We start from the raw sequence: 19,995 nt of genomic DNA, 5'->3' as shown, positions 1-19,995 counted from the left end.
CGGGAATGAACTATCACAGGACCCTGAGATCGGCCGTCGCGGCATTGGCGCTCGCCGCGCCATTCGCATGGCATGGCATCGCCAATGCCGAAGATGCGATCAACCTGCGCATGACGATCTGGAGCGCCAACGAGGCGCATCTGAAGCTCTTCAACGAGATCGCCGCGGGCTTTTCCAAGGATCATCCGAATGTGAAGGTGACTTATGAGTCGCTGCCGTTCGACACCTACACGACCGCGCTGACCACCCAGATCGCCGGCGGCAATGCGCCTGATATGGCCTGGATTTTCGAGACCGCAGCCTACGACTTCGTCAACTCCGGCGCGCTTTACCCGCTTACCGATGTGTTGAAGGCGACCAAGGGCTACAATGCCGAAGAACTGATCCCCACGGCGGCCGAACGCTGGACCAAGGATGGCAAGCTTTACGCCTATCCATTTTCAACCTCGCCGTTTGCGATGTTCGTCAACAACGACGTCATCAAGGCGGCTGGCGCCAAGACGCCGGCCGAGATGATTGCCGCCGGGCAATGGACCTGGGATAACGTGATCGCCACGGCCTCGGCCGTCGGCCAAGGGGATAAGGTGCCGGGCAAGGGCGGCTTGATCGTGCGCGACTTCAATTACCAGATCTGGCAGAATCTCGCTTCGGTCTGGAACGGCTGGGGCGCTTCGCCCTGGAGCGCGGATGGCAAGACCTGCACGATCACCGAAAAACCCATGGTCGATGCGCTGACTTTCATCCACGACGCGATCTTCAAGAAGAAGGCGATCCCGGGTCCCGGCGAAAACGTCGATTTCTTTGCCGGCAATGCGGCGATGACCATCACTCAGATCAGCCGCGCCTCGCTCCTCCCGAAGGACAAGCCGTTCTCTTGGGATCTGGTGCCGCTGCCGAAGGGGCCGGCCGGCGAATATTCGCTGATCGGTCAGGCCGGCGTCGGCGTCATGCAGGCCGGCAAGAATGCCAACACCGCCGCCGAATTCGTCGCCTATATGACCAATCCGGAAAACTCGGCCAAACTCAGCCAGTTCTTCCCCTCGGCCCGCAAGTCGCTGCTGAACGCAGATGTGCTCAAGAAGACCAACCCGCTGCTCAGCCAGGAGCAGATCGGCAAGGTTGTCATCTCCGGCATCGCCACCGGCAAGGTCATTCCCGGTCATACCGGCTTTGCACAAATCCAGCAGGCGGTGCGCTCCGGGCTTGATGCCGTCTGGCGTCCGGATGCCGATATTCCCGGCACGCTCCAGAAGATCTGCGGCCAGATCGGCCCACTGCTGAAGCGCTAAGAGGTAAGGTGATGGCTGTCGCACGGGATCATATACGCTCGGAAGGCCGTGCCTCATCGCCCTTCTGGACGATCGGACGGCGCGACAGCCTCGCCGGTTTCCTTTTCATCGCCCCGCAGCTGATCGGCATCATTGGGTTCGTGCTGATCCCGCTCGGGCTTGTCTTCTGGTATTCGCTCCACGAGTGGAACGTGCTCGCCAATACCTTCACCTATACCGGCACGCAGAACTATCAGATGCTGATCGAGGACACGAACCTCCTCGAAGTGCTGGGCGCGACCGCGATCTTTTCTGCCGGGCTGGTGATCCTCAACATGGCGCTGGCGTTGCTGCTCGCGGTGCTTCTCAACCAGAAGCTCGCCGGCATCACCATCTTCCGCACGCTGTTCTTCTCGCCGGTCGTGGTGTCGCTGGTCGCGTGGACGATCGTCTGGGGTTTCCTTTTGCAGAAGAACGGCGGCATCAACGGCATGTTGCAGCTCGTCGGTATCGAAGGGCCGAACTGGCTGCGTGAGGAAACGACCGCGATGATCTCAGTGATCGTCGTGCAGGTTTTCAAGAATGTCGGCCTCAACATGATCCTGTTCCTGGCGGCCCTGCAGGGCGTGCCGAACGAACTCTACGAGGCCGCCCGCATCGACGGTGCGCCGCGCTTCAAGCAGTTCCGTCGCATCACCCTGCCGTTGATCAGCCCGACCATCCTCTTGACCTCGATCATCACCATCGTCGGGTCGCTGCAGGTTTTCGCGCAGATTGCCGTTCTGACCCAGGGTGGACCGGGAATATCGACGACGGTGCTGGTCTATTACCTCTATCAGCAGGCCTTCCAGTTCCATCTCTTCGGCTACGGCTCGACGCTGTCGATCTTGCTCTTCGTCATCGTCGCCGCCCTGACCTTTGCCCAATGGCAGATGCGCAAGAGGATTGTCTTCTATGAAAGCTGATCTCTCTCCGCGACTGAAAACGTTTGTCTACGGGCTGATGTGCGTGCTGCTAATCCCCTTCGTCTTCCCGACCTGGTGGATGGTGACATCCTCGGTGAAGCCGATCAGCGATATCTTCGCTTTTCCGCCGCGTCTCATCCCGGAGAGCTACGACTGGACGACCTACAGCAAGGTGTTCGAATTGCAGCCCTTCGTGACGCAATATTGGAACTCGGCCTATATCGCCGGGGTTGTGACGGTTGGCACCATGGTCGTCTCCTCGATGGCGGGCTACGCTTTCGCGCGCATCAGATTTCCCTTCGCCAACGCGATCTTCATGATCGTATTGCTCGGCCTTCTCATTCCGTCGGAAGTGACGATTGTGCCGCTCTTCCAGATGTTCCTGAAGGCGGGCATGGTAAACACCCACTGGCCGTTGATCCTCGTGCCGATCTTCGGAGCGCCGAGCGTTTTCGCCACCTTCGTGATGCGGCAGTTTTTCGTGACACTGCCGGCGGAGCTGGAGGAAGCGGCGCGCGTCGATGGCCTCGGCCGCTTCAAGATTTTTCGGAAGATCGCACTGCCGCTGGCAAGACCGGCGCTTGCATCGGTCGCGATATTCACCTTCCTGCATTCCTGGAACCTATTCCTCGAACCGATCGTGTTCCTCTCAAGTGCCGACAAGTTCACCCTGCCGCAGGCGCTTACCCAATACACCGACGCCTATGGCGGTCCCATGTGGAACATCCAGCTCGCCGCCGCGACGCTGACGGCGCTTCCCGTGCTCATCGTCTTCATCATCGCGCAGAAGCAATTCGTCGAAGGGCTCGCGCATACCGGCCTCAAGGGCTGAAGAACCCGGAAATCGAATGATGGCTGAAGTTACCCTTTCCCGCGTCCGAAAGAATTATGGTGCCTTGGGCATCATCCACGACGTCACCCTCGAAATCGAAGACGGCGAGTTCGTCGTGCTTGTCGGACCCTCCGGTTGCGGCAAGTCCACTTTGCTCCGGATGATCGCCGGGTTGGAGACGATCACCGCTGGCGACGTCCGCATCGGCCGGCGCGTGGTGAACGAGCTCGATCCAAAGGATCGCGACATCGCCATGGTCTTCCAGAATTATGCGCTCTATCCGCATATGACGGTCGCGACGAATATGGGGTTTTCGCTAGAGCATCGCGGCATCAAAAAGGCCGCGATCGAGGAGCGGGTGAATTGGGCGGCCGATATCCTTGGGCTGTCGCATCTGCTCGACCGTTATCCGCGCCAGCTTTCGGGCGGGCAACGGCAGCGCGTCGCCATGGGCCGAGCGATCGTCCGCGATCCGCAGGTGTTTCTGTTCGACGAGCCGCTGTCGAACCTCGATGCCAAGCTGCGCGTCGTGATGCGCGGCGAAATCAGGAGCCTGCACCAGAAACTCAAAACCACGACCATCTACGTCACCCACGACCAGGTGGAGGCGATGACCATGGCCGACAAGATCGTCGTGCTCAACGGCGGCCGGGTTGAGCAGATCGGCGCGCCGCTCGATCTCTACGACCGGCCGGCCAACCAGTTCGTCGCGGGTTTCATCGGGTCGCCGGCCATGAATTTCCTGACCGGCACAATCACCTCGGGCGGTTTCGCGGCACCGGGTATCCTGCTGCCGCTGCCGGAGGCGGCCGAGGAATTCAGGGGCCGCAACGCGGTTTACGGCATTCGTCCCGAACATTTCGCCCTCGACGAGCAGGGCGTGCCCGCGGAAATCATCCTGGTCGAGCCGATGGGTTCGGAAACGCATGTGACGGTGAAACTCGGCGATACGACGGTCACCTGCGTTTTCCGCGAGCGCGTGTCACTCTCGCCCGGCGCGATGATCCGCGTGCGGCCAGAACTTGCCACCGTCCATCTCTTTGCGGCCGATGATGGCCAGCGGCTGAATTGAGATCCAACATGGATGCCTATCCTGAAACCAAACTCACCAAGGCGCTGCGAGGTGGCGACTTTCCGGTCATCGTCTCACTTGCGCGTCATGACCTCGATCTCGCCAGGGCGGCGTTGAGGGCAGGGGCCTTTGCGCTGAAAGTGCATCTCAATGCCTACCACCGCGCGACCGGCACCACCTTCGGCAGCTTCGCGCAAGAGCGGCCCTTCTTCGAGAAGCTCGCCACGTTGGGCGTGCCGCTCCTTGTCATGGCCGGGCAGACGAATGTGCCGAGCGCGCAGGAGATGGATGCGCTCGCCGATCTCGGCTTCGAGGGCTTCAACATCTATATCAGCGACATGCAGCCCCATCTCTGGCAATCGAAGCTTCGGCCGATGCCGGCGCTCGGCGAAAGGAGCACCGAGGAGGAATTTCGCAAAATCCTCAAGATTCCGGGCGCGATGATGGAAGCCTCTATTGCTGCCTTCGCGGACTACGGCAAGCCGCTCGATGAGACCGATCTTGCCCGCTACAGAGCGATTGTCGCCAAGGCCGGCATCCCGGTCATTGCGCCGAGCCAGAAGAAATTCACGGCCGAGGATATGCCAAAGTTGAAGGCGGCCGGCATCGCTGCGGCGCTGCTCGGCGTCATCGTCACCGGCACGACGCCGGAAAGCATGGAAGCCGCTGTTCGGCCGATCGTGGAGAGCGCAAGGCGCTTGGCCGGCAGTTAATCCTTGCCGACAAGCAACCCATGCGGATCAGATGGAAATTCAGGGGCCCGCAGCCCAATCGCCGGCCCTGCTCGAGGCTTGACCCTCAGAGCACGCCCTTCCTCAGGATGAAGTTCCCATAGGGGCGCGATTCAGCGGTCTGGATGATCGCAAACGATCGCATCGCAATGGGATAGTAAGCAAACCTCTCGATAGGTTGGCTCGCGATCGAGCGCCCTTCTGCCTCACCGCATACGGTGATGACGTCCCGGTGCACTTCCAGCAACTCACCCGGCGCGTCGACGGCCTCCATGTGCATCAGCGGCGTGTCGCCGAATCTGTCCAGGGGCATCATCTTGAGGATCCCGTCAACTGCAGTCGGTGCATCGACCCCCTCCAAGATGAGAAGCTTTCCGCTGGTGGTCTGGGTCGACACCCGAAAGCCCGAGAAGTTTCGATCGACGATGGCCAATTCGTCGCCATGACCCATAGAGGCCATAACCCACAACAAGTCGGCCGTAACGAACGGCGGAACGCCTTTGAGCACGTCATTTCCCTCCCAAGAGATGATCACGAATTGGACAATATCGAGAAAAAAACGATTGCGCAAACGTTTCGATGGCGCTAGCCTGATCTTATTCGCGGATCCTTGGAGAGCCTTTTTAAGGTTGGAATTCCGCCTGGGAGGAAAATTTGAGACGCTTTCTTGTTGTGCTGCCGGCGAACGCCGGAGCGCGCTCATGACGACGATTTCCGAAGTTGCAAAGGCGGCGGGGGTTTCGGTCTCCACGGTTTCCCATGTTCTCAACAAGACGCGCTACGTGTCGCCCGAGAAGGCGAAGCTCGTCATGGAGGCCGTGGACGAGATCGGATACATCCCGAACGCTGTTGCACGCTCTCTCAAATTATCGTCGACGGGCACGGTCGGACTGGCGATTTCGGCGATTTCGAACCCTTACTTCAGCGACATCATCTGCGCGATCGAAGCCGAGTGTTCCAAGCGAGGCTTGATCGTATTTCTGTGCGATACACAGGATGATCCGGATCGAGAACTGGAACTCGTCCGGCATCTGCACCACCGCCGTGTCGACGGGATTATCCTTGCCGCTTCGGGCGATCCTAAGAAATCGCTGGACTACCTCCTTGAATGCGATGTTCCCTGTGTGCTCGTCGACAGGCTCTCCGATGATCGTTTCGATCAGGTCGGGACCGACAACACGGCGGCAATTCGCATGCTGGTCGATCACCTCGTCACGCTCCATCACCACCGGGTTGGGATCATCCTCGGCCAGCCTGGATTTGCGACGACCGTGGAGCGCACCAGGGCTTTCCGGGAAGCTATGACGGAGAGGGGGATAGAGGTCCCACATGCCTTCATCAGCAACGGCAACCGCAGCACGGCTGACGCCGCCGCTTCGACGCACCGCTTGCTGGAACTGAAGGAGCCACCGACAGCAATCCTTGCCTCAAACAATCTAGCGATGATCGGCGCTATGAGAGCCATTCGGGAACGGGGACTGCGCGTTCCCGAAGACATTTCGGTGCTCGGGATCGATGATTTCGAATGGGCAGACTACTTCGAGCCGCGCCTGACGCTGATGGCCCAGCCTTGCGATGAGATTGGCAGGAAGGCGGCCGACTTGCTGATTGCGCGGATCGGCAACAAGCACCGCCCCCGCGAGACCGTTCGACTGTCGCCGGTTTTGCGGGTGCGTGAATCGTGTGGAGAAGCAGCATGAGCCAGGTTGTTCTTTCGGCGAAAGGGGTCACCAAGCATTTTGGCGGGGTTCAAGCGCTGCGTGGCGTGGACTTCGATCTTAAAGTGGGTGAAATCCATGCCCTGCTTGGAGAGAATGGCGCGGGCAAATCGACGTTGATGAACCTGATGTCCGGTGTACACACGCCGGACCAGGGAGAGATCTTTATCGATGGCAAACCCGCCCGATTTCACAGCCCCCGGGATGCACAGGCGGCGGGAATTGCAACGATTTTCCAGGAATTGGATCTCGTTCCGAGTCTGAGCGTCGCGGCCAATCTCTTTCTTGGCCGCGAGCTTGTCCATCCCCATGGCATGCTCGACGGAAAGGCGATGCTGCGCGAAGCGCACAAAAGGCTGGAAGCAATCGACCGATCGATCGATCCCGCTCAGCTTGTCGGCGAGCTATCTATCGGCCAACGCCAGGTCGTCGCCATTGTCAAGGCGCTGTCCTATGCATCGCGCGCTCTGATTATGGATGAGCCGACAGCGGCGTTGACTGTCGGCGAAGTCGATCGATTGTTCGATATCATGCGCGGGCTCGCATCATCAGGCGTCGGTATCGTCTATATTTCGCATCGCCTTGAGGAAGTGCCGCAGATTGCCCATCGCGTGACGGTCATGCGCGACGGCAAGGTCGCCGGCATTACCGAACCGAACGCTCCGCAAGCCCAACTGGTGCAGCTTCTCGTCGGCCGTCCGTTGAACGAGCTTTACCCGCCTCGATCGGATCGTGTCGGCGACGTGTTACTGAGGATGCGGCAGGCCTCTTTCCGCCCGCACCGGGCGTCACCCGGCTGGCAAGCTCCATCGAAGATCGACCTGGATGTTCACCGCGGTGAAATTGTCGGTTTGGCTGGCGTGATGGGTGCAGGGCGAACGGAGCTTCTTAGCGCTCTTTACGGGACAGGTGTGCCGGGCCGATGGCAGGGTGAGGTTACCATTGGCGGCAAACCGGCAAGGCTTAGATCCATCGCAGCCGCGCGCCGGGCTGGCCTCGCCTTCGTAACCGACGATCGGCGCGGCGCCGGGCTGATGCTGCGTATGTCTGTCGGCCTCAATCTGGTCATGTCGATCATTCGCCGAATATCCCCAAACGGCTTGTTGTCTGCACGTCGACAGGACGATGCGATCAAGAGCTCGTTCGGGAATTTCGACATCCGTCCCAAGAATCCCGGGATCGCGGTGGGTGCTCTTTCTGGCGGCAACCAGCAGAAGGTCGTCCTTGCCAAGGAAGTGCTGGGCAATCCCAGCTTGTTGCTTCTCGACGAGCCGACCCGCGGTGTTGACGTCGGAGCAAAGGGAGAGATTTACGCCCGCTTGCGCGAATTTGCCTCGGACGGATTGGGCATCCTTGTCGCTTCAAGCGAAATGCCTGAGCTGATTGGCCTATGCGATCGAATAGTGGTTCTACGCAATGGCTGCAGCGTTGCCGAATTTTCTGGCGGGGTGGGCGAACACGACGTTCTGGCCGCCGCCAACGGGAGGGAGGGATGATGTCCGAACAGCAAATTACGTCGAGTTCTCCGATTCAACCGGCAAAGCGCATCGATCCGCTTGCGGTGATCGTCCGCTTCCAAAGCCTGATCGGCCTTGTGCTGGTGTTTGCCGGTGGCATCATATTCTCGCCGCGTAGGCATGGGGTCATCCTGTTCATTCAACCCGACAACATCGCCAACATCGTTCGCGCAGTGTCGGAAACCGGCATCATCGCCATCGGAATGACGTTTGTGATCATAACCGCCGGGATCGATCTTTCGGTTGGGGCCGCCCTTGGTCTTGCGAGCGTCGTCACAGCAACATTGATGGTCTCCGGCGGTTTTGGACTGATTACAACGGTGCTGGCAGTGCTGCTGATGGGCACTTGTTTCGGCTTGGTCCAGGGAGCGATCTCAAGCAAGTTTCGGCTTGAAGCCTTTATCGTCACTCTTGCCGGTTTACAGGCAGCTCGCGGGCTGGCACTCGTCGTGTCGGGCAATCAGTACATCAATATATCCTATGGTGATGGCCCTGGGCTGGCTCCACCCATCTTTGCGGTTCTCGGCGGGCGATTGTTCGGCAATGTCGTTCCGGTGGCCACGATCGTCTTTTTGATTTTTGCTTGCATCGCCACGCTGGTGCTGAACACGACTAGATTCGGCCGTTACGTCTATGCCGTCGGCGGAAACGAGCGCGCCGCTCGCATTTCAGGTGTTCCGGTCTCGGCAATCAAGATCGCCGTTTACGCCATTACCGGCTTTGCATCCGCGCTGGCCGGCATCGTCCATGCCGGGCAATTCAATTTCGGGAGCGCCAATGATGGCACCGGATATGAACTGACGGCCATCGCGGCTGTCGTCATTGGTGGGACAAGCCTGTTTGGCGGGTCGGGTTCCATGGTCGGAACGATCGCCGGTACGATCATGCTTGGCGCCTTGGCCAATATTCTTCAGCTCAACAACATCACGCCGGCCATGCAGCTGCTTTCTACAGCGGCAATTATCGTTCTGGCGGCAGTCCTTCAATCCCTCGTTCGTCGCCGCGAAGGATTGGGCAGGTAGTGTGGCGGCATCTTCCGGAGGGTGGATCCGGGACCAATGTGGAGGAGAAAGTAATGACACAGAATGCACTTCGATTTTCGAGTGCCCGGCGCATGGCACTTATGGCGGGCTCATGTCTTTGTATTGCGGGCGTGGCCCAAGCTGCCGATCCGCTTGTGAAGGCTTGCGCCAAGGATGGCGAATTCGTCATCGGCTTCTCGCAGGCAAACAATGCGGAGCCCTACCGCCAGCACGTCAACGATGAACTGGAAGCAGCCGCCAAGGCAGTCCCGCAGTTCACACTGCAGATTGCCGACGGGGCAGGCAACGTCAACACGCAGACGTCGCAAGTCGACAATTTCATCACCCAAAAGGTCGACCTTCTGTTGATCTCGCCTTTCGAGGCGGCCCCGCTGACACCCGCCGTCAAACGGGTTATGGACGCGGGTATCCCGGTCATCGAACTTGATCGCAAGACGAACGGTGAAGCTGGCAAGGACTACACAGCTTTCATCGGAGGCGATAACTACAAGATTGCGCTGGCGGCCGGCGAATATACCAGCAAGACGCTTCTTCCGGATGGCGGCGAGGCCGCCGTGCTGCAGGGGCTGCCCAGTTCGACACCGGCCGTCGAACGGCTCAATGGCTTCAAAGATGGCGTGAAAGCCAATTCCAAGATCCAGATCGTGGCAGAACAGGCGGCGGACTGGCTGCCGGATAAAGCGCAAACGGCGTTCGCCGCCATGCTGCAGGCCCATCCCGATATCAAGATGGTCTATGCCAGCAACGATATGATGGCGGCGGGTGCGCTGCTTGCTGCGAAAGGTGCCGGTAAGAGCGTGAAGATCATCGGCACTGACGGCTTGCCTGGGCCTGCCGGGGGAATTGAGGCGGTCGCAAAGGGCGATTGGTCCGCGACCTTTACCTATCCTACGGGAGGGAAGGAGGCGATCGACATGGCAAAGTCGATACTGCTGGACTGCGCGTCGTCTGTTGAGCCGACGGTAACGGTCGATACCACAGCCATCACGCCCGAAAACGCGAAGCAAATGATGGGCAAGTAAAGGCGCAGGCTCAACCCGGCTGGGCGTATCTGCCTAGCCGGGTCGAGCCAATCAATTGGCTGGAGCGCGTCGAGCCCTTGCTGATCTCGATGCCATCCCCTGGTGAGCCGGTTGTGGAACGCGCAAGCCTGGAGTGCTTGGGGAAGCAGGGCATGGCTATCAGCCTGCCGCTGTGAGTCCCTCGTCTTTCGCACGGCAAAATTCGATCAACTGCTCCGAGGTCATTGGTCGCGCCAGCGCGTAACCCTGCAGCAAATGGCAACCAAGATCTTTCAGGATCTTCGCATGCTCCATTGTCTCCACGCCCTCTGCGACGATGTCGATGTTCTGTGACCGGCCAATTTCTATGATCGAGGAGACCAGACGGCGTTGAGATGGAGAGGCGATAATCGGCTTGATAATTTCCCGATCGATCTTCAATCTTCGCGGCTCAAATCTCAGTAGACTGACGATACTGGCATGTTCGGTGCCGAAATCGTCGATCTCGATTTCAATGCCGAGCTCTTTGACAGCTGGAATGATGTCATTGAGAACAGGCTGAAGATGGTCGAAGGAGATTGTCTCCAGCAACTCGAAACACAGGCGGCCCCTCGCGACGGGAAGCTCGGACAGTTCCGCAAGCAGATTTGGCTGTGCCAGTCGACGCGCTGAAATGTTTACCGAGACACGCGGGATCTGCATTCCCAAGCTGTCCCATCTTGTAAGCTCGAAGAGAGCCTTTTGCAGGATCAGCCGGTCCATGTCCCCGCTACGCCCCAGCCTTTCGGCGACATCAAGAAATTTGTCTGGGCCGAGCAGACCTTTTTTCGGGTGAACCCACCGGGCAAGTGCCTCAACGCCGGCGATAGTCAATGTGGTCGCATCGAACTGCGGTTGGAAGAATGCAACGAGTTCATCGCAATCGAGGGCGTGATGAAATTCGTCCGCCAGTTCTTTCGAAAGGATCGCCGCGCTGCGAAGCTCTTCGGTGAAAACGGCGGCACGGCCGCGGCCCGTCTTCTTTGCCTCGTATAGAGCCAGGTCGGCATTCAAAAGCAATTGGCTGAGGTCTCGCCAGCCCGCCCGTGGGGTCTCCCAGGCGACACCGACGCTGGCGCCGACGACACACTCCACGCCATCAATAAAGATTGTCTGCTCGAGAGAATCGACAATCAGACTGGCTAATGCCTTTGCTTTAGGCTCGGGATTGGCATTCCAGCTGGCGAAGATGAACTCATCTCCGCCGATCCGAGCAGCGACCTCGTTTGGGCCGGCCAACCCCGCAAGGCGCGAAGCTGTTGCTTGCAAGACTGTGTCACCGCCAGCATGCCCTTTCGTGTCGTTAATCTCTTTAAATCGATCCAGGTCGATATGGATGAGTATCAGACAATCTTCTGGATCAGGTCGCGGCGGCTGCGAGATGATCTGGTCGACAAATCGTCGATTGGGAAGTCCCGTGAGGGCGTCATGCAACGACAGGTACTCCAGCCTTTGCCGTGCTCGAACGAGCTTTTTCTTGTGAAGGCGAAGCTTTTCAATCGTTCTTTGGCGTGATTTGGTCAGAAAACCGACCCAGATAATCGGCGCAACGACACATAACGACAACAAGCTCGCATAGAGCTCAAAAATGCCGATCCCGCTATTTTGGCCCCATCCGCCCTTAGGCGCCGCGACCAGGGTCCATCGTCCATAAGCCATATCGACGGACGCCTTAACCGGTTTCTTCGAAAAAGTTTGCAGGCTGCCGAGGAACACTTTTTTAGGTAAATCCGGCTCCGGCACGGTACTGATGGCAATCTCAAGGTCGGTCGATTCAAGGCCGCTTTCTCGGTAGAGCTTTGGTATATCTATCAGCCCAGACAGCAGACCCCAAAAGACCTGGCTCGTTCCGTCAGTGACATAAATTGGCCATCTGACAACGAAAGCGGTTCCACCTTGGACAAGGTCCACAGGGCCGGTCAGAACGATATTGTGGGTGTTGCGCGCCAGCATTGCGCTATCGCGTTGCTTCTCATTCGTTCGGTAATCGAGCCCGATGGCCTTTTCGTTGCCTTTTTCTGGATAGACCCATTTGACCACCATGCCGGGGGCCGCGGCGAAGCTGCGCAGTTGTGAATCGGGCTGCAGGATCTGCGCGGCAAGCTTGGAAAATTGGTTCTGGTCCATCGCCGGGTCGACCGCAATTCCAGCTGCCAGCCCTTGCAACAGCTTCACATTGCTATTGAGGTTCGTTTGAAGTCGAGATGATATGGTGGCGAGCTCACCGGCAACAATCGAGCGTTCATCGGCGAGCGATCGCTCGAGCCGCCAGTTCGTTGCAACAGAGACGACGATGATTGCAATAATTGCAGCAAATATTGCGGGAGCAAATGCGCCAGTTCGGTTTACAGCGCCCGCGAGGCTGCGCACCATGTTTGGATTTCTTCGAAACTTCATCAGGTTGCCGGTGTAGATGACAGGCCTCTACCCTTGCACAGTTTGTTTAAAGCAACGCTAAACCGCGCACACCTCGGAGCTATTGGTTTTCTTTGGCCATGATAATCTCCTGCTTCGACGCGATATCTCGGCAAGCCGAGCTCGATCCACACACAAAATCTATGGCCAACAAACCTTCGTCAGCGCCGGAGAGACTCTGGCGTGATGGGTCCACTTGATGCGGAATTCAAGCCAACGATCGGAAAAGCTCTGACAGCGACATGAAAGATGCGACCCACGTCACTTCGTGCGCAACACAACTACCCACGGTGTGAAGAGCAGCGGGTGCGTCGCATCTGCGACCCCGTTGCGTTAACGGTCAAACTGCTGCAAATGTCACCTCACTCAACGTAGGGTGGATTCATGCCGTTTCAGATTAAGCGTCTTATTCCAGAACATCTCAGCAGCGCCGCCGCCGTACTGGTAAGTGCCTATGCTCGACCTCCGTGGAACGAGGATTGGTCGCTTGAAGCGGCGGTTGAGAATGTGAAGACTGTGCTTGAAACGCCCAAATCGATTGCCCTTGCGGCCATCGAGGGAGGCAAGGTGCTAGGGGTAGCGTTGGGCATACGACAGCGGCGCCACTCCGGTCCGGTCATTTACCTGGACGAGCTTTCGGTACTGCCTGAAGCGCAGGGCGCGGGGATAGGGACAGCGCTGCTTTCGGCAATTTACGAAACAGCAATGGCCGAAGGTTGTAATAGCGTCTGGCTGGTCTCACAGCGAGAGGGTGCGTTGTCGAAATTTTATCAGCGCTGCGGGTTCGCCATTGGCGGCGATCTTGGGCTCTACTCGAAATCGGGAACTTAGCGTAGGGGGCGGTAAGGGTCTGCCACAGATGGCGCCATGCTGGCGCGGCCGAGGTCGCTGGCTTCGGGCGATCGCCCCGGTGTGCCTGTGGGAGGGAGGTTTCGGCGCAGGTCGTGATGGGACATGGATGGTCGTGGTCGCCCGCCACGGCAGGCAGATGGCCCGGACATGCCGCCGGCTATCCGGATTCCGGTGCCGCCAGCGCCTCGATACGTACGTTTTCGTACGCGAGGTTGAAAACGGAAATCCGTAGATTAGGATCGGCTGATGTAATTGGGGAGGAATACGGATGACCCAGCATTCGGGAATTACGAAGCCGGCGCTGCAGCCCGATGACGTGGCCATGCTGAAAGCTGTGCTCAGGCAATGGTGTCAGGAAAAATCATATGACATTGGCAGTCCGGCAGCGCAGCATGTTGCAAGGGAGCTTGTCTCCTGGTTCGAATGCGGCATTCGCGACCAGCAAAAGCTCAGCGGCCTGATGCGGCACATGTATCTGGAGTTGAAATTTTTTTCGATTTTCACGCATGCGCCTTGTGTAGGTTCGCGGCCAGCCATGCAATCCGGCCAGTTGGTGGCTGGATAAGAGCGGCGCAGTGCTTCGATTGGACTGGATTCCTTCGGCCTAAGCTTTCCAGATCGGCAGATCGCCCTCAGAGAGATCATCGATGACCTTCAGCCTCTGCGACAGCGCCCTAGGTGTTTGATCGTCCGCTTCCCAGGATCCGCGCTTCGATTGAATCCATCGCGAATGCCGATGACGATTGCTGGAAAACTATCACCAGCGGCGTTCGCATGAATAGAGTCCGTCTGACCGCCGGAACCAATCGGCACCGCGCGTGTTTAATTCTCGGTCGCGCGGCAATCATTCCCGCAAAGATTTGATGACCTGGCAGTCCGGTGGCGATCGCCGTTTCGTCCAACATTCAGGGGAATTCATATGGAAAACGCAGGTATCGGCTGGATTGCAGCAATCATCATTGGCGGTTTGGCAGGATGGCTCGCCGAAATGTTCATGAAGAGCAACATGGGCGTCCTCATGAACGTCTTGCTTGGCATCGTCGGCGCGATCGTCGCCAACTTCATTCTCTCGCTCTTCGGCGTCGTCCTCGGCGGATGGCTGGGATATCTCATCGCGGGCTTCGTTGGAGCCTGCATCCTCATCGCGATCGCGCGCATGGTTAGACGGACGGCCTGATCGGAGAGGCTCTCCGTCGATCTTGAGCGACGGGCGGTCCGGCCCATATCCATGGTCTATCGCCGGAAAAACGATTGCCATGCAGCGAGTGATCGCTCGCTTGGCTGCTTGGACGCCAGAGAGCGCTCCCCTAATGGGTCGAGCGCTCTCTGGCGCTTCTGTTCACGTGTCTTCTTACTTATCGATGCGCAGCATCCGGATCTTTCGACAGAACTTCGATCCGCTGCAGATCGCGCTCGCTCATCGCAATCAGTCCCATCCGCAATCTCCCAAGCGTCAATCAGACCCGGGGAGTGTGACATTCCAACTTTGCAGAAACAGGACACTTCAACTTTGCGGCTACAAAACAATGTGGCGTAATGCAGGTTATGGAACAAAAATAATTATTTTATTACAATTACATAGGCTCAAATATTCGTATTTTGCGGCCGCACGTTTGTGATGGAAGTTTCGTTTTCTGCGAGTTGGAATTCTACACTGCCTGCGTTGGATTCTGCGCCCGACGATCGACAATTTGATCGGGTGGTAGCCCGAATATGCGCTGGCGCTCGTTTTGTATCGACACGTCCGGAGACGTCTTGACGCGCGACCTTGGCGCCTGCGCCGTGTCCGAGTTCACAACATATCTCAACAATAAAGTGCAAACCGCAACTCCGAACCGCAGCATAATGCATCGGCCCCAGCCGACTTGCCGGTTTGCTGAGCTTTCTCCAATAATCGAATGACGAGGCACTTTAATGTATAAAAAGATAATCGCGTTGGCCGCCGTGACTTTATCGGCAGTGCCGGCTTTTGCCGCCGATCTCGTGGTTCAAGATCCCGCATATGTTCAACAGGAACAGACCCAGTCGGCCTTCGACTGGTCGGGGTTCTATCTTGGACTGCAAGGCGGATATACCGCGACACATGCAAGCTACCTCAGCGGTTCCGAGCAGGATCTCGTTGGCGGGTCCACGGGTATTTATGGCGGATATAATTTCCAGCACGGCCCTTTCATCTTCGGTATCGAAAATGACTTCAACTACAACTGGAAGGATGGGAGTGACGTTTCCCTTAAATGGGACGGCTCGGCGCGTGGCCGCGTGGGATATGCTTTGGACCGTATGTTGATCTACGGAACCGGGGGTTTGGCCGCAGCCGGTGGAGAAGTCGACGTGCCGGGCGTTGGCAAGAAGGACGACATTCTGATTGGCTGGACCGCCGGCGCAGGTGTGGAGCGCGCCCTGACAGACAATATATTGATGCGCGCTGAATATCGTTATGACGATTTCGGGAGCAAGGATTTCGGTTCGGCGCTCGGCGATTTCGAGGTTAATCAGCAAAAGGTAACGTTCGGCACCAGCTTCAAATTCTGAGCGTAAAGTGATCGCGCCTCGACGTCGGTCGAGGCGTGATCATCTGCTTTCAGGATTCCAGGGAGTCCTCCCCGATGTCTAAAGACGCGTTGATATGACAGCCTGCCGATCGGCGGCCGGAATGCGGCCGAACCGTATTTCGGGTGATGCTGTGGATTGGCATTGCAGGCAATCTCTGATCTAGTCTCCAACTCTCTCCGCCGAGCAGTTCAACTGCAGGCTCACAACATTCCAAACGAGCGAGAGCGTATTGTGATGACCACTCACCGCTTCATTCCGACGATCTTCCATAATGTCATCGGTTCATTTCCCCCGGCGCTCCATGTCGCCAGTGGCGACACAGTGATCACTGAGACGCTTGATGCCGCCGGACATGACAAGGACGGTGTCAAGCAGGCACCCGGCGGCAATCCGATGAACGGCCCGATCTTCGTGGAAGGTGCCGAGCCCGGAGATGCGCTTAAGGTCGAGATCATCAGCATGATCCCGACCAGGGACACGGGGTTTACCCGAAGCGTCGTCGCCGCCAACGTGGTCGATCCCGAGACGGTGCGTGACCTGCCGCCGCGCGATATCGCCATCTGGGCCATCGACCGCGATGCCTCGACCGTCCGGATGTCCGAGCCGGTCGCAGGCCTCGAATATTTCGTTCTGCCGCTCGCCCCGATGATCGGCTGTTTCGGCGTGGCGCCCAGCCTCGGCCAAGCGATCTCGACCGCGACCAGCGGCGAATATGGCGGCAACATGGACTATCGACTGTTCGGTCCCGGCACCACGGTTCGCTTTCCGGTATCGGCTCCGGGCGCCTTGTTCTTTCTCGGCGATTGCCATGCCGTGCAAGGGGATGGCGAGATTGTCGGAACCGGCATCGAGACCACCTTCGAAGTCACGGTGAGGCTGACGGTGGAAAAAAAGGCCGGGCTGGTCTGGCCGCGCGGCGAAACCGCCGAGGACATCTTCACCATCGGCAACGCCCGACCCCTCGATCAGGCGCTCCAACATGCAACCAGCGAAATGTTGACCTGGCTGGCGTCGGATTATGGCTTGGACAGGACGGCGGCCAGCCATCTGCTCGGCCAGGTGGTGCGCTACGACGTCGGCAACGTCTTTGATCCGGCCTATACGATGGCTTGCCGCGTCGCCAAGAAATGGCTGGTTCGTCGATAGGTGATCGCCAGCTTATCGCGGGCGATCCAATGGGCCGGCAGCGCGTTCCTCAATCGTGCCGTGACAGGAAACCGGAAACGGTCGCCAGGCAAAGCTGTTTTTCCTCGACATGCGGCATGTGGCTGGAGTTTTCGAAGAGCACCCATTCGCAGCCCGGGACACGTTCGAGGTAGGGCCTGACCACCAGTGGCGTCGCCTCGTCGTATTTTCCCGAGATCAGCAGCGTCGGGGCTTCGATACGGTCAAGCCTGTTCTCGATCGTCCAGTCTTTCATTGTGCCGATGACGTGAAATTCGGTCGGGCCATTCATGTTGCGGTAGACGGTGTTGTCCTCGTCCATGATCGCGAAGGTCCGCGCCACTTCGGGCGGCCACGGCGACACGCGGCAGACATGGCGGTCATAAAAGACGCGCGAGGCGGCGATATAGTCCGGATCGGTGAGGCTTCCCGCCAGTTCATGCTTCAGCAGCGTGTCCTGCACCTCCTTCGGCAGTTCCTGCCTCAGCCGGTTCGCCTCCGAAACCCAGGTGTGCATGTTTGCAGGCGAGTTGGCGATGACCAGCGCCTTCAAGCCTTGCGGCCGGCGCACCGCATGTTCGGCGCCGAGCATGCCGCCCCAGGACTGGCCGAGGAAGGCATAACGATGCTGAATGCCGAGATGGGACAGCAGCGCGTCCAGCTCTTCGAGGAACAGGCCAACCGTCCAGAAATCCGGGCCTTTTTCTGGAAGTCGGGTGGAATTGCCATTGCCGAGCTGGTCGTAATGGATGACCGGGCGGCCGTCGAGGGCGGCGATATCCTTGAAGGAATCGACGTAATCATGCGTGCAGCCAGGCCCGCCATGGGCGACGACGAGGGGCAGTTTGCTGCTCTCCAGCGAGCCGGTGACGCGATACCAGGTGCGATAGTCGCGAAAGGGCAAATAGGCTTCGGTGGTCGTGACTTCGCCCATAGGCGTCTCCATCATTCAGCGGTGATGAAAAAGCATAACGCGGCGGCAACGGCGAAGGCAGCTATCACAAGTTATAGGGTGGCCAGGGTTGGGTCGGCCGGTCTTCGAGCAGGCGGTAATGGGTAGCGCGCACCACGGCCTGGGTGCGGTTGCGGGCGCCGAGTTTCTTGGTTGCGGCGTTCAGATGCATGACGACAGTCGGGACGGAACGGTCGATGATGCGGGAAATTTCCTTGGCTGAATAACCTTCCGCCGAATGGCGCAGGCATTCACGTTCGCGTTCGGTCAGGCGGATCGTGCCGACGCTCTTCGCCCGCGTGTCGAACAGCGAATAGGCGGTCTCATGGAAGACATGGGCCAGCAGATTGAAGTCGGCGATATAGCGCAGCGCGTGTCGTTCGAAATCGCTGTTACGGCCGAACCGGATACCGGTGACCGTCGCATAGTCGCCGCGTGGCATGTGAACCGGGACGGTGACGCCGGTCGACATGTCGCGTTCACGCAAATAGCGCGTCACCGGCGCGGTGGCCTCGCTCATGAAACGCCTGATCAACGTATCGGCGTCGGGGTCATAGTTCCAGAAGAAGGGTGCGGAGGTGCGCAGCGCCACCTGCTGCACCGGATCGATACGGAAATAGCCGCGATCGAACCAGTAGTCGTGCATGTCGTCTGAGATATTCCTGAGCTTCAGCAGCGAGGGTATCATGATGGCGCCGTCGAGATCGTAGGGCACCGGCGTATAGTCATAGATCAGCGCTTCGAAGCCGATCTGCTGCATCGCCTCGAAGGCCTGATCGATCCGGCCGTCCAGCGTTTCATGCGCTGTAAACTGCCGTCTGATCGTTCCGATATCGTCAAGCATGATTTGCTCCCGGGTACGGCGTACTGCCCACCCTATCACTTCTTATAGCTGGCACAGAATGCGGTTTAAGGTAAAAATTTAGCCGTGCCCAATTATTGAGCAAGCGAAATCTTCTGGCGGAGCGATCAATGTGGCGTGAAATACGGCCGGACGAGCGATTCGAGATCGATGTCGATGGCTATCGCGTCGTTGCTTATAGTTTCGGGACCGGCAGCGAGACGGTTTTCTGCCTGAACGGCGGGCCGGGCCTGCCCTGCGACTACCTGCGCGAGGCGCATTCCTGTCTCATCGACAAGGGCTATCGCGTCGTTGCCTTCGACCAGCTCGGTACCGGCGCCTCCGACCGGCCGGACGATCTTTCGCTCTGGACGATCGGCCGTTATGTCGAGGAGACGGAGACGGTGCGCAAGGCGCTGGGCCTCGGCAAGGTCCACATGCTCGGCCATTCCTGGGGCGGGTGGCTGGCGATCGAATATGCTCTGACCTATCCCGAAAACCTCAAGACGCTGATCCTCGAAGATACCGTCGCCGACATGCCGCATCTGATCTCGGAACTGGAACGGCTACGCGCCGCGCTTGGTCCAGAAACCGTGTCGATGATGCAGAAGCACGAGGCGCAAGGCACCTACAATCACCCCGAATATCTCGCTGCCGTCACCATTCTGAATTATCGGCATGTCTGCCGTCTGCCGGAATGGCCGGCGCCGGTGCGCCGCTCGCTCGACGATTGGAACATGGCGCCCTACGAGACGATGCAGGGGCCGAACGAGTTTCTCTACATCGGAAACCTCAAGGATTGGAACCGCATCCCAGATCTGCCGCGGCTGATGCTGCCGGTGCTCATCACGACGGGAGAGCATGATGAGCTGACCCCGGCCTGTGCGCTCAGGATGAAGCTTGCGCTGCCGAATGCCGAACTCAAGGTATTTGCCAACGCCAGCCACATGCCGTTTTATGAGAATCCGCAGGATTATTATCCGGCGCTTCTCGATTTTCTCGCCCGGCACAAGGCAGCCTGATGCAAAGTAA

At 58.5% G+C, this 19,995-nt stretch carries 19 protein-coding genes; 15 read left to right on the top strand and 4 right to left on the bottom strand.

The window, feature by feature from the left end:
* Positions 1–5 precede the first annotated feature (5 nt).
* The 5 genes from HJB83_RS01580 to HJB83_RS01560 are packed head-to-tail and all read left to right on the top strand — an operon-like array spanning position 6 to position 4,850.
* The gene (locus tag HJB83_RS01580; RefSeq protein ID WP_207585737.1) at positions 6–1,289 is read left to right on the top strand and encodes a sugar ABC transporter substrate-binding protein; all 1,284 of its coding nucleotides are present in this window, start codon (positions 6–8) and stop codon (positions 1,287–1,289) included.
* 11 nt (positions 1,290–1,300) lie between these two features.
* Positions 1,301–2,233, top strand: coding sequence for a carbohydrate ABC transporter permease (locus HJB83_RS01575; protein WP_207585736.1), 933 nt, complete (start codon positions 1,301–1,303; stop codon positions 2,231–2,233).
* Positions 2,223–3,065 (top strand): carbohydrate ABC transporter permease, encoded by an 843-nt coding sequence (locus tag HJB83_RS01570; RefSeq protein WP_207585735.1) that lies wholly within the window; start codon positions 2,223–2,225, stop codon positions 3,063–3,065. The genes HJB83_RS01575 and HJB83_RS01570 overlap by 11 nt, the downstream gene beginning before the upstream one ends.
* A gap of 19 nt (positions 3,066–3,084) precedes the next feature.
* On the top strand, positions 3,085–4,137 hold the full coding sequence (locus HJB83_RS01565) for an ABC transporter ATP-binding protein (protein ID WP_207585734.1): 1,053 nt from the start codon (positions 3,085–3,087) through the stop codon (positions 4,135–4,137).
* A gap of 8 nt (positions 4,138–4,145) precedes the next feature.
* Positions 4,146–4,850, top strand: a complete 705-nt coding sequence (locus HJB83_RS01560) for a hypothetical protein (RefSeq protein ID WP_207585733.1) — start codon at positions 4,146–4,148, stop codon at positions 4,848–4,850.
* A gap of 85 nt (positions 4,851–4,935) precedes the next feature.
* Here the strand turns inward: HJB83_RS01560 and HJB83_RS01555 are convergent, their stop codons facing one another.
* Complete coding sequence (locus HJB83_RS01555) at positions 4,936–5,376, bottom strand: RbsD/FucU family protein (RefSeq protein ID WP_207585927.1); 441 nt, start codon at positions 5,374–5,376, stop codon at positions 4,936–4,938.
* A 193-nt stretch (positions 5,377–5,569) separates the two neighbouring features.
* Here HJB83_RS01555 and HJB83_RS01550 point away from each other — a divergent pair, with 193 nt between their 5' ends.
* From HJB83_RS01550 to HJB83_RS01535, 4 genes are read left to right on the top strand one after another with little or no spacing between them, the layout of a single operon-like run.
* Entirely contained in the window at positions 5,570–6,568 is a 999-nt protein-coding gene (locus HJB83_RS01550) for a LacI family DNA-binding transcriptional regulator (protein WP_207585732.1), read from the top strand.
* A complete protein-coding gene (locus tag HJB83_RS01545; RefSeq protein ID WP_221131209.1) occupies positions 6,565–8,082 on the top strand; it encodes a sugar ABC transporter ATP-binding protein in 1,518 nt (505 codons plus the stop codon). Before HJB83_RS01550 ends, HJB83_RS01545 begins: the two co-directional genes overlap by 4 nt.
* The gene (locus tag HJB83_RS01540) at positions 8,082–9,125 is read left to right on the top strand and encodes an ABC transporter permease (protein WP_207585730.1); all 1,044 of its coding nucleotides are present in this window, start codon (positions 8,082–8,084) and stop codon (positions 9,123–9,125) included. The genes HJB83_RS01545 and HJB83_RS01540 overlap by 1 nt, the downstream gene beginning before the upstream one ends.
* 53 nt (positions 9,126–9,178) lie before the next feature.
* Positions 9,179–10,168 carry a substrate-binding domain-containing protein gene (locus HJB83_RS01535; RefSeq protein WP_207585926.1) on the top strand — a complete coding sequence of 330 codons (990 nt, stop codon included), beginning with the start codon at positions 9,179–9,181 and terminating at the stop codon, positions 10,166–10,168.
* A 159-nt stretch (positions 10,169–10,327) separates the two neighbouring features.
* On the opposite strand, the gene HJB83_RS01530 is transcribed toward HJB83_RS01535, so the two are convergent.
* Positions 10,328–12,583: an EAL domain-containing protein gene (locus tag HJB83_RS01530; RefSeq protein WP_221131208.1), complete on the bottom strand. Its 2,256-nt coding sequence runs from the start codon at positions 12,581–12,583 to the stop codon at positions 10,328–10,330.
* A 402-nt stretch (positions 12,584–12,985) separates the two neighbouring features.
* On the opposite strand from HJB83_RS01530, the gene HJB83_RS01525 reads away from it, so the two are divergent.
* From HJB83_RS01525 to HJB83_RS01505, 5 genes are all read left to right on the top strand, one after another.
* Complete coding sequence (locus tag HJB83_RS01525) at positions 12,986–13,432, top strand: GNAT family N-acetyltransferase (protein WP_207585728.1); 447 nt, start codon at positions 12,986–12,988, stop codon at positions 13,430–13,432.
* A gap of 289 nt (positions 13,433–13,721) precedes the next feature.
* On the top strand, positions 13,722–14,018 hold the full coding sequence (locus HJB83_RS01520) for a hypothetical protein (RefSeq protein ID WP_207585727.1): 297 nt from the start codon (positions 13,722–13,724) through the stop codon (positions 14,016–14,018).
* Between the two features lie 354 nt (positions 14,019–14,372).
* Positions 14,373–14,630: a GlsB/YeaQ/YmgE family stress response membrane protein gene (locus tag HJB83_RS01515; protein WP_007637043.1), complete on the top strand. Its 258-nt coding sequence runs from the start codon at positions 14,373–14,375 to the stop codon at positions 14,628–14,630.
* Positions 14,631–15,367: 737 nt separating this feature from the next.
* Positions 15,368–15,985 carry an outer membrane protein gene (locus HJB83_RS01510; RefSeq protein ID WP_221159351.1) on the top strand — a complete coding sequence of 206 codons (618 nt, stop codon included), beginning with the start codon at positions 15,368–15,370 and terminating at the stop codon, positions 15,983–15,985.
* Positions 15,986–16,240: 255 nt separating this feature from the next.
* Positions 16,241–17,152, top strand: a complete 912-nt coding sequence (locus tag HJB83_RS01505) for an acetamidase/formamidase family protein (protein WP_221131207.1) — start codon at positions 16,241–16,243, stop codon at positions 17,150–17,152.
* A 49-nt stretch (positions 17,153–17,201) separates the two neighbouring features.
* Here HJB83_RS01505 and HJB83_RS01500 read toward each other — a convergent pair whose 3' ends face one another.
* On the bottom strand, positions 17,202–18,104 hold the full coding sequence (locus HJB83_RS01500) for a proline iminopeptidase-family hydrolase (RefSeq protein ID WP_207585724.1): 903 nt from the start codon (positions 18,102–18,104) through the stop codon (positions 17,202–17,204).
* A 64-nt stretch (positions 18,105–18,168) separates the two neighbouring features.
* The gene (locus tag HJB83_RS01495) at positions 18,169–18,966 is read right to left on the bottom strand and encodes a LuxR family transcriptional regulator (protein WP_221131206.1); all 798 of its coding nucleotides are present in this window, start codon (positions 18,964–18,966) and stop codon (positions 18,169–18,171) included.
* Between the two features lie 128 nt (positions 18,967–19,094).
* Between HJB83_RS01495 and HJB83_RS01490 the strand changes: the two genes are divergently transcribed.
* Complete coding sequence (locus HJB83_RS01490; RefSeq protein ID WP_221159350.1) at positions 19,095–19,985, top strand: proline iminopeptidase-family hydrolase; 891 nt, start codon at positions 19,095–19,097, stop codon at positions 19,983–19,985.
* Positions 19,986–19,995 lie beyond the last annotated feature (10 nt).

This window comes from Rhizobium sp. NZLR11 (genome assembly GCF_019685115.1).
In the GTDB taxonomy this organism is placed as follows: Bacteria; Pseudomonadota; Alphaproteobacteria; order Rhizobiales; family Rhizobiaceae; genus Rhizobium.
This window is presented reverse-complemented; position numbering and strand designations above follow the sequence as displayed.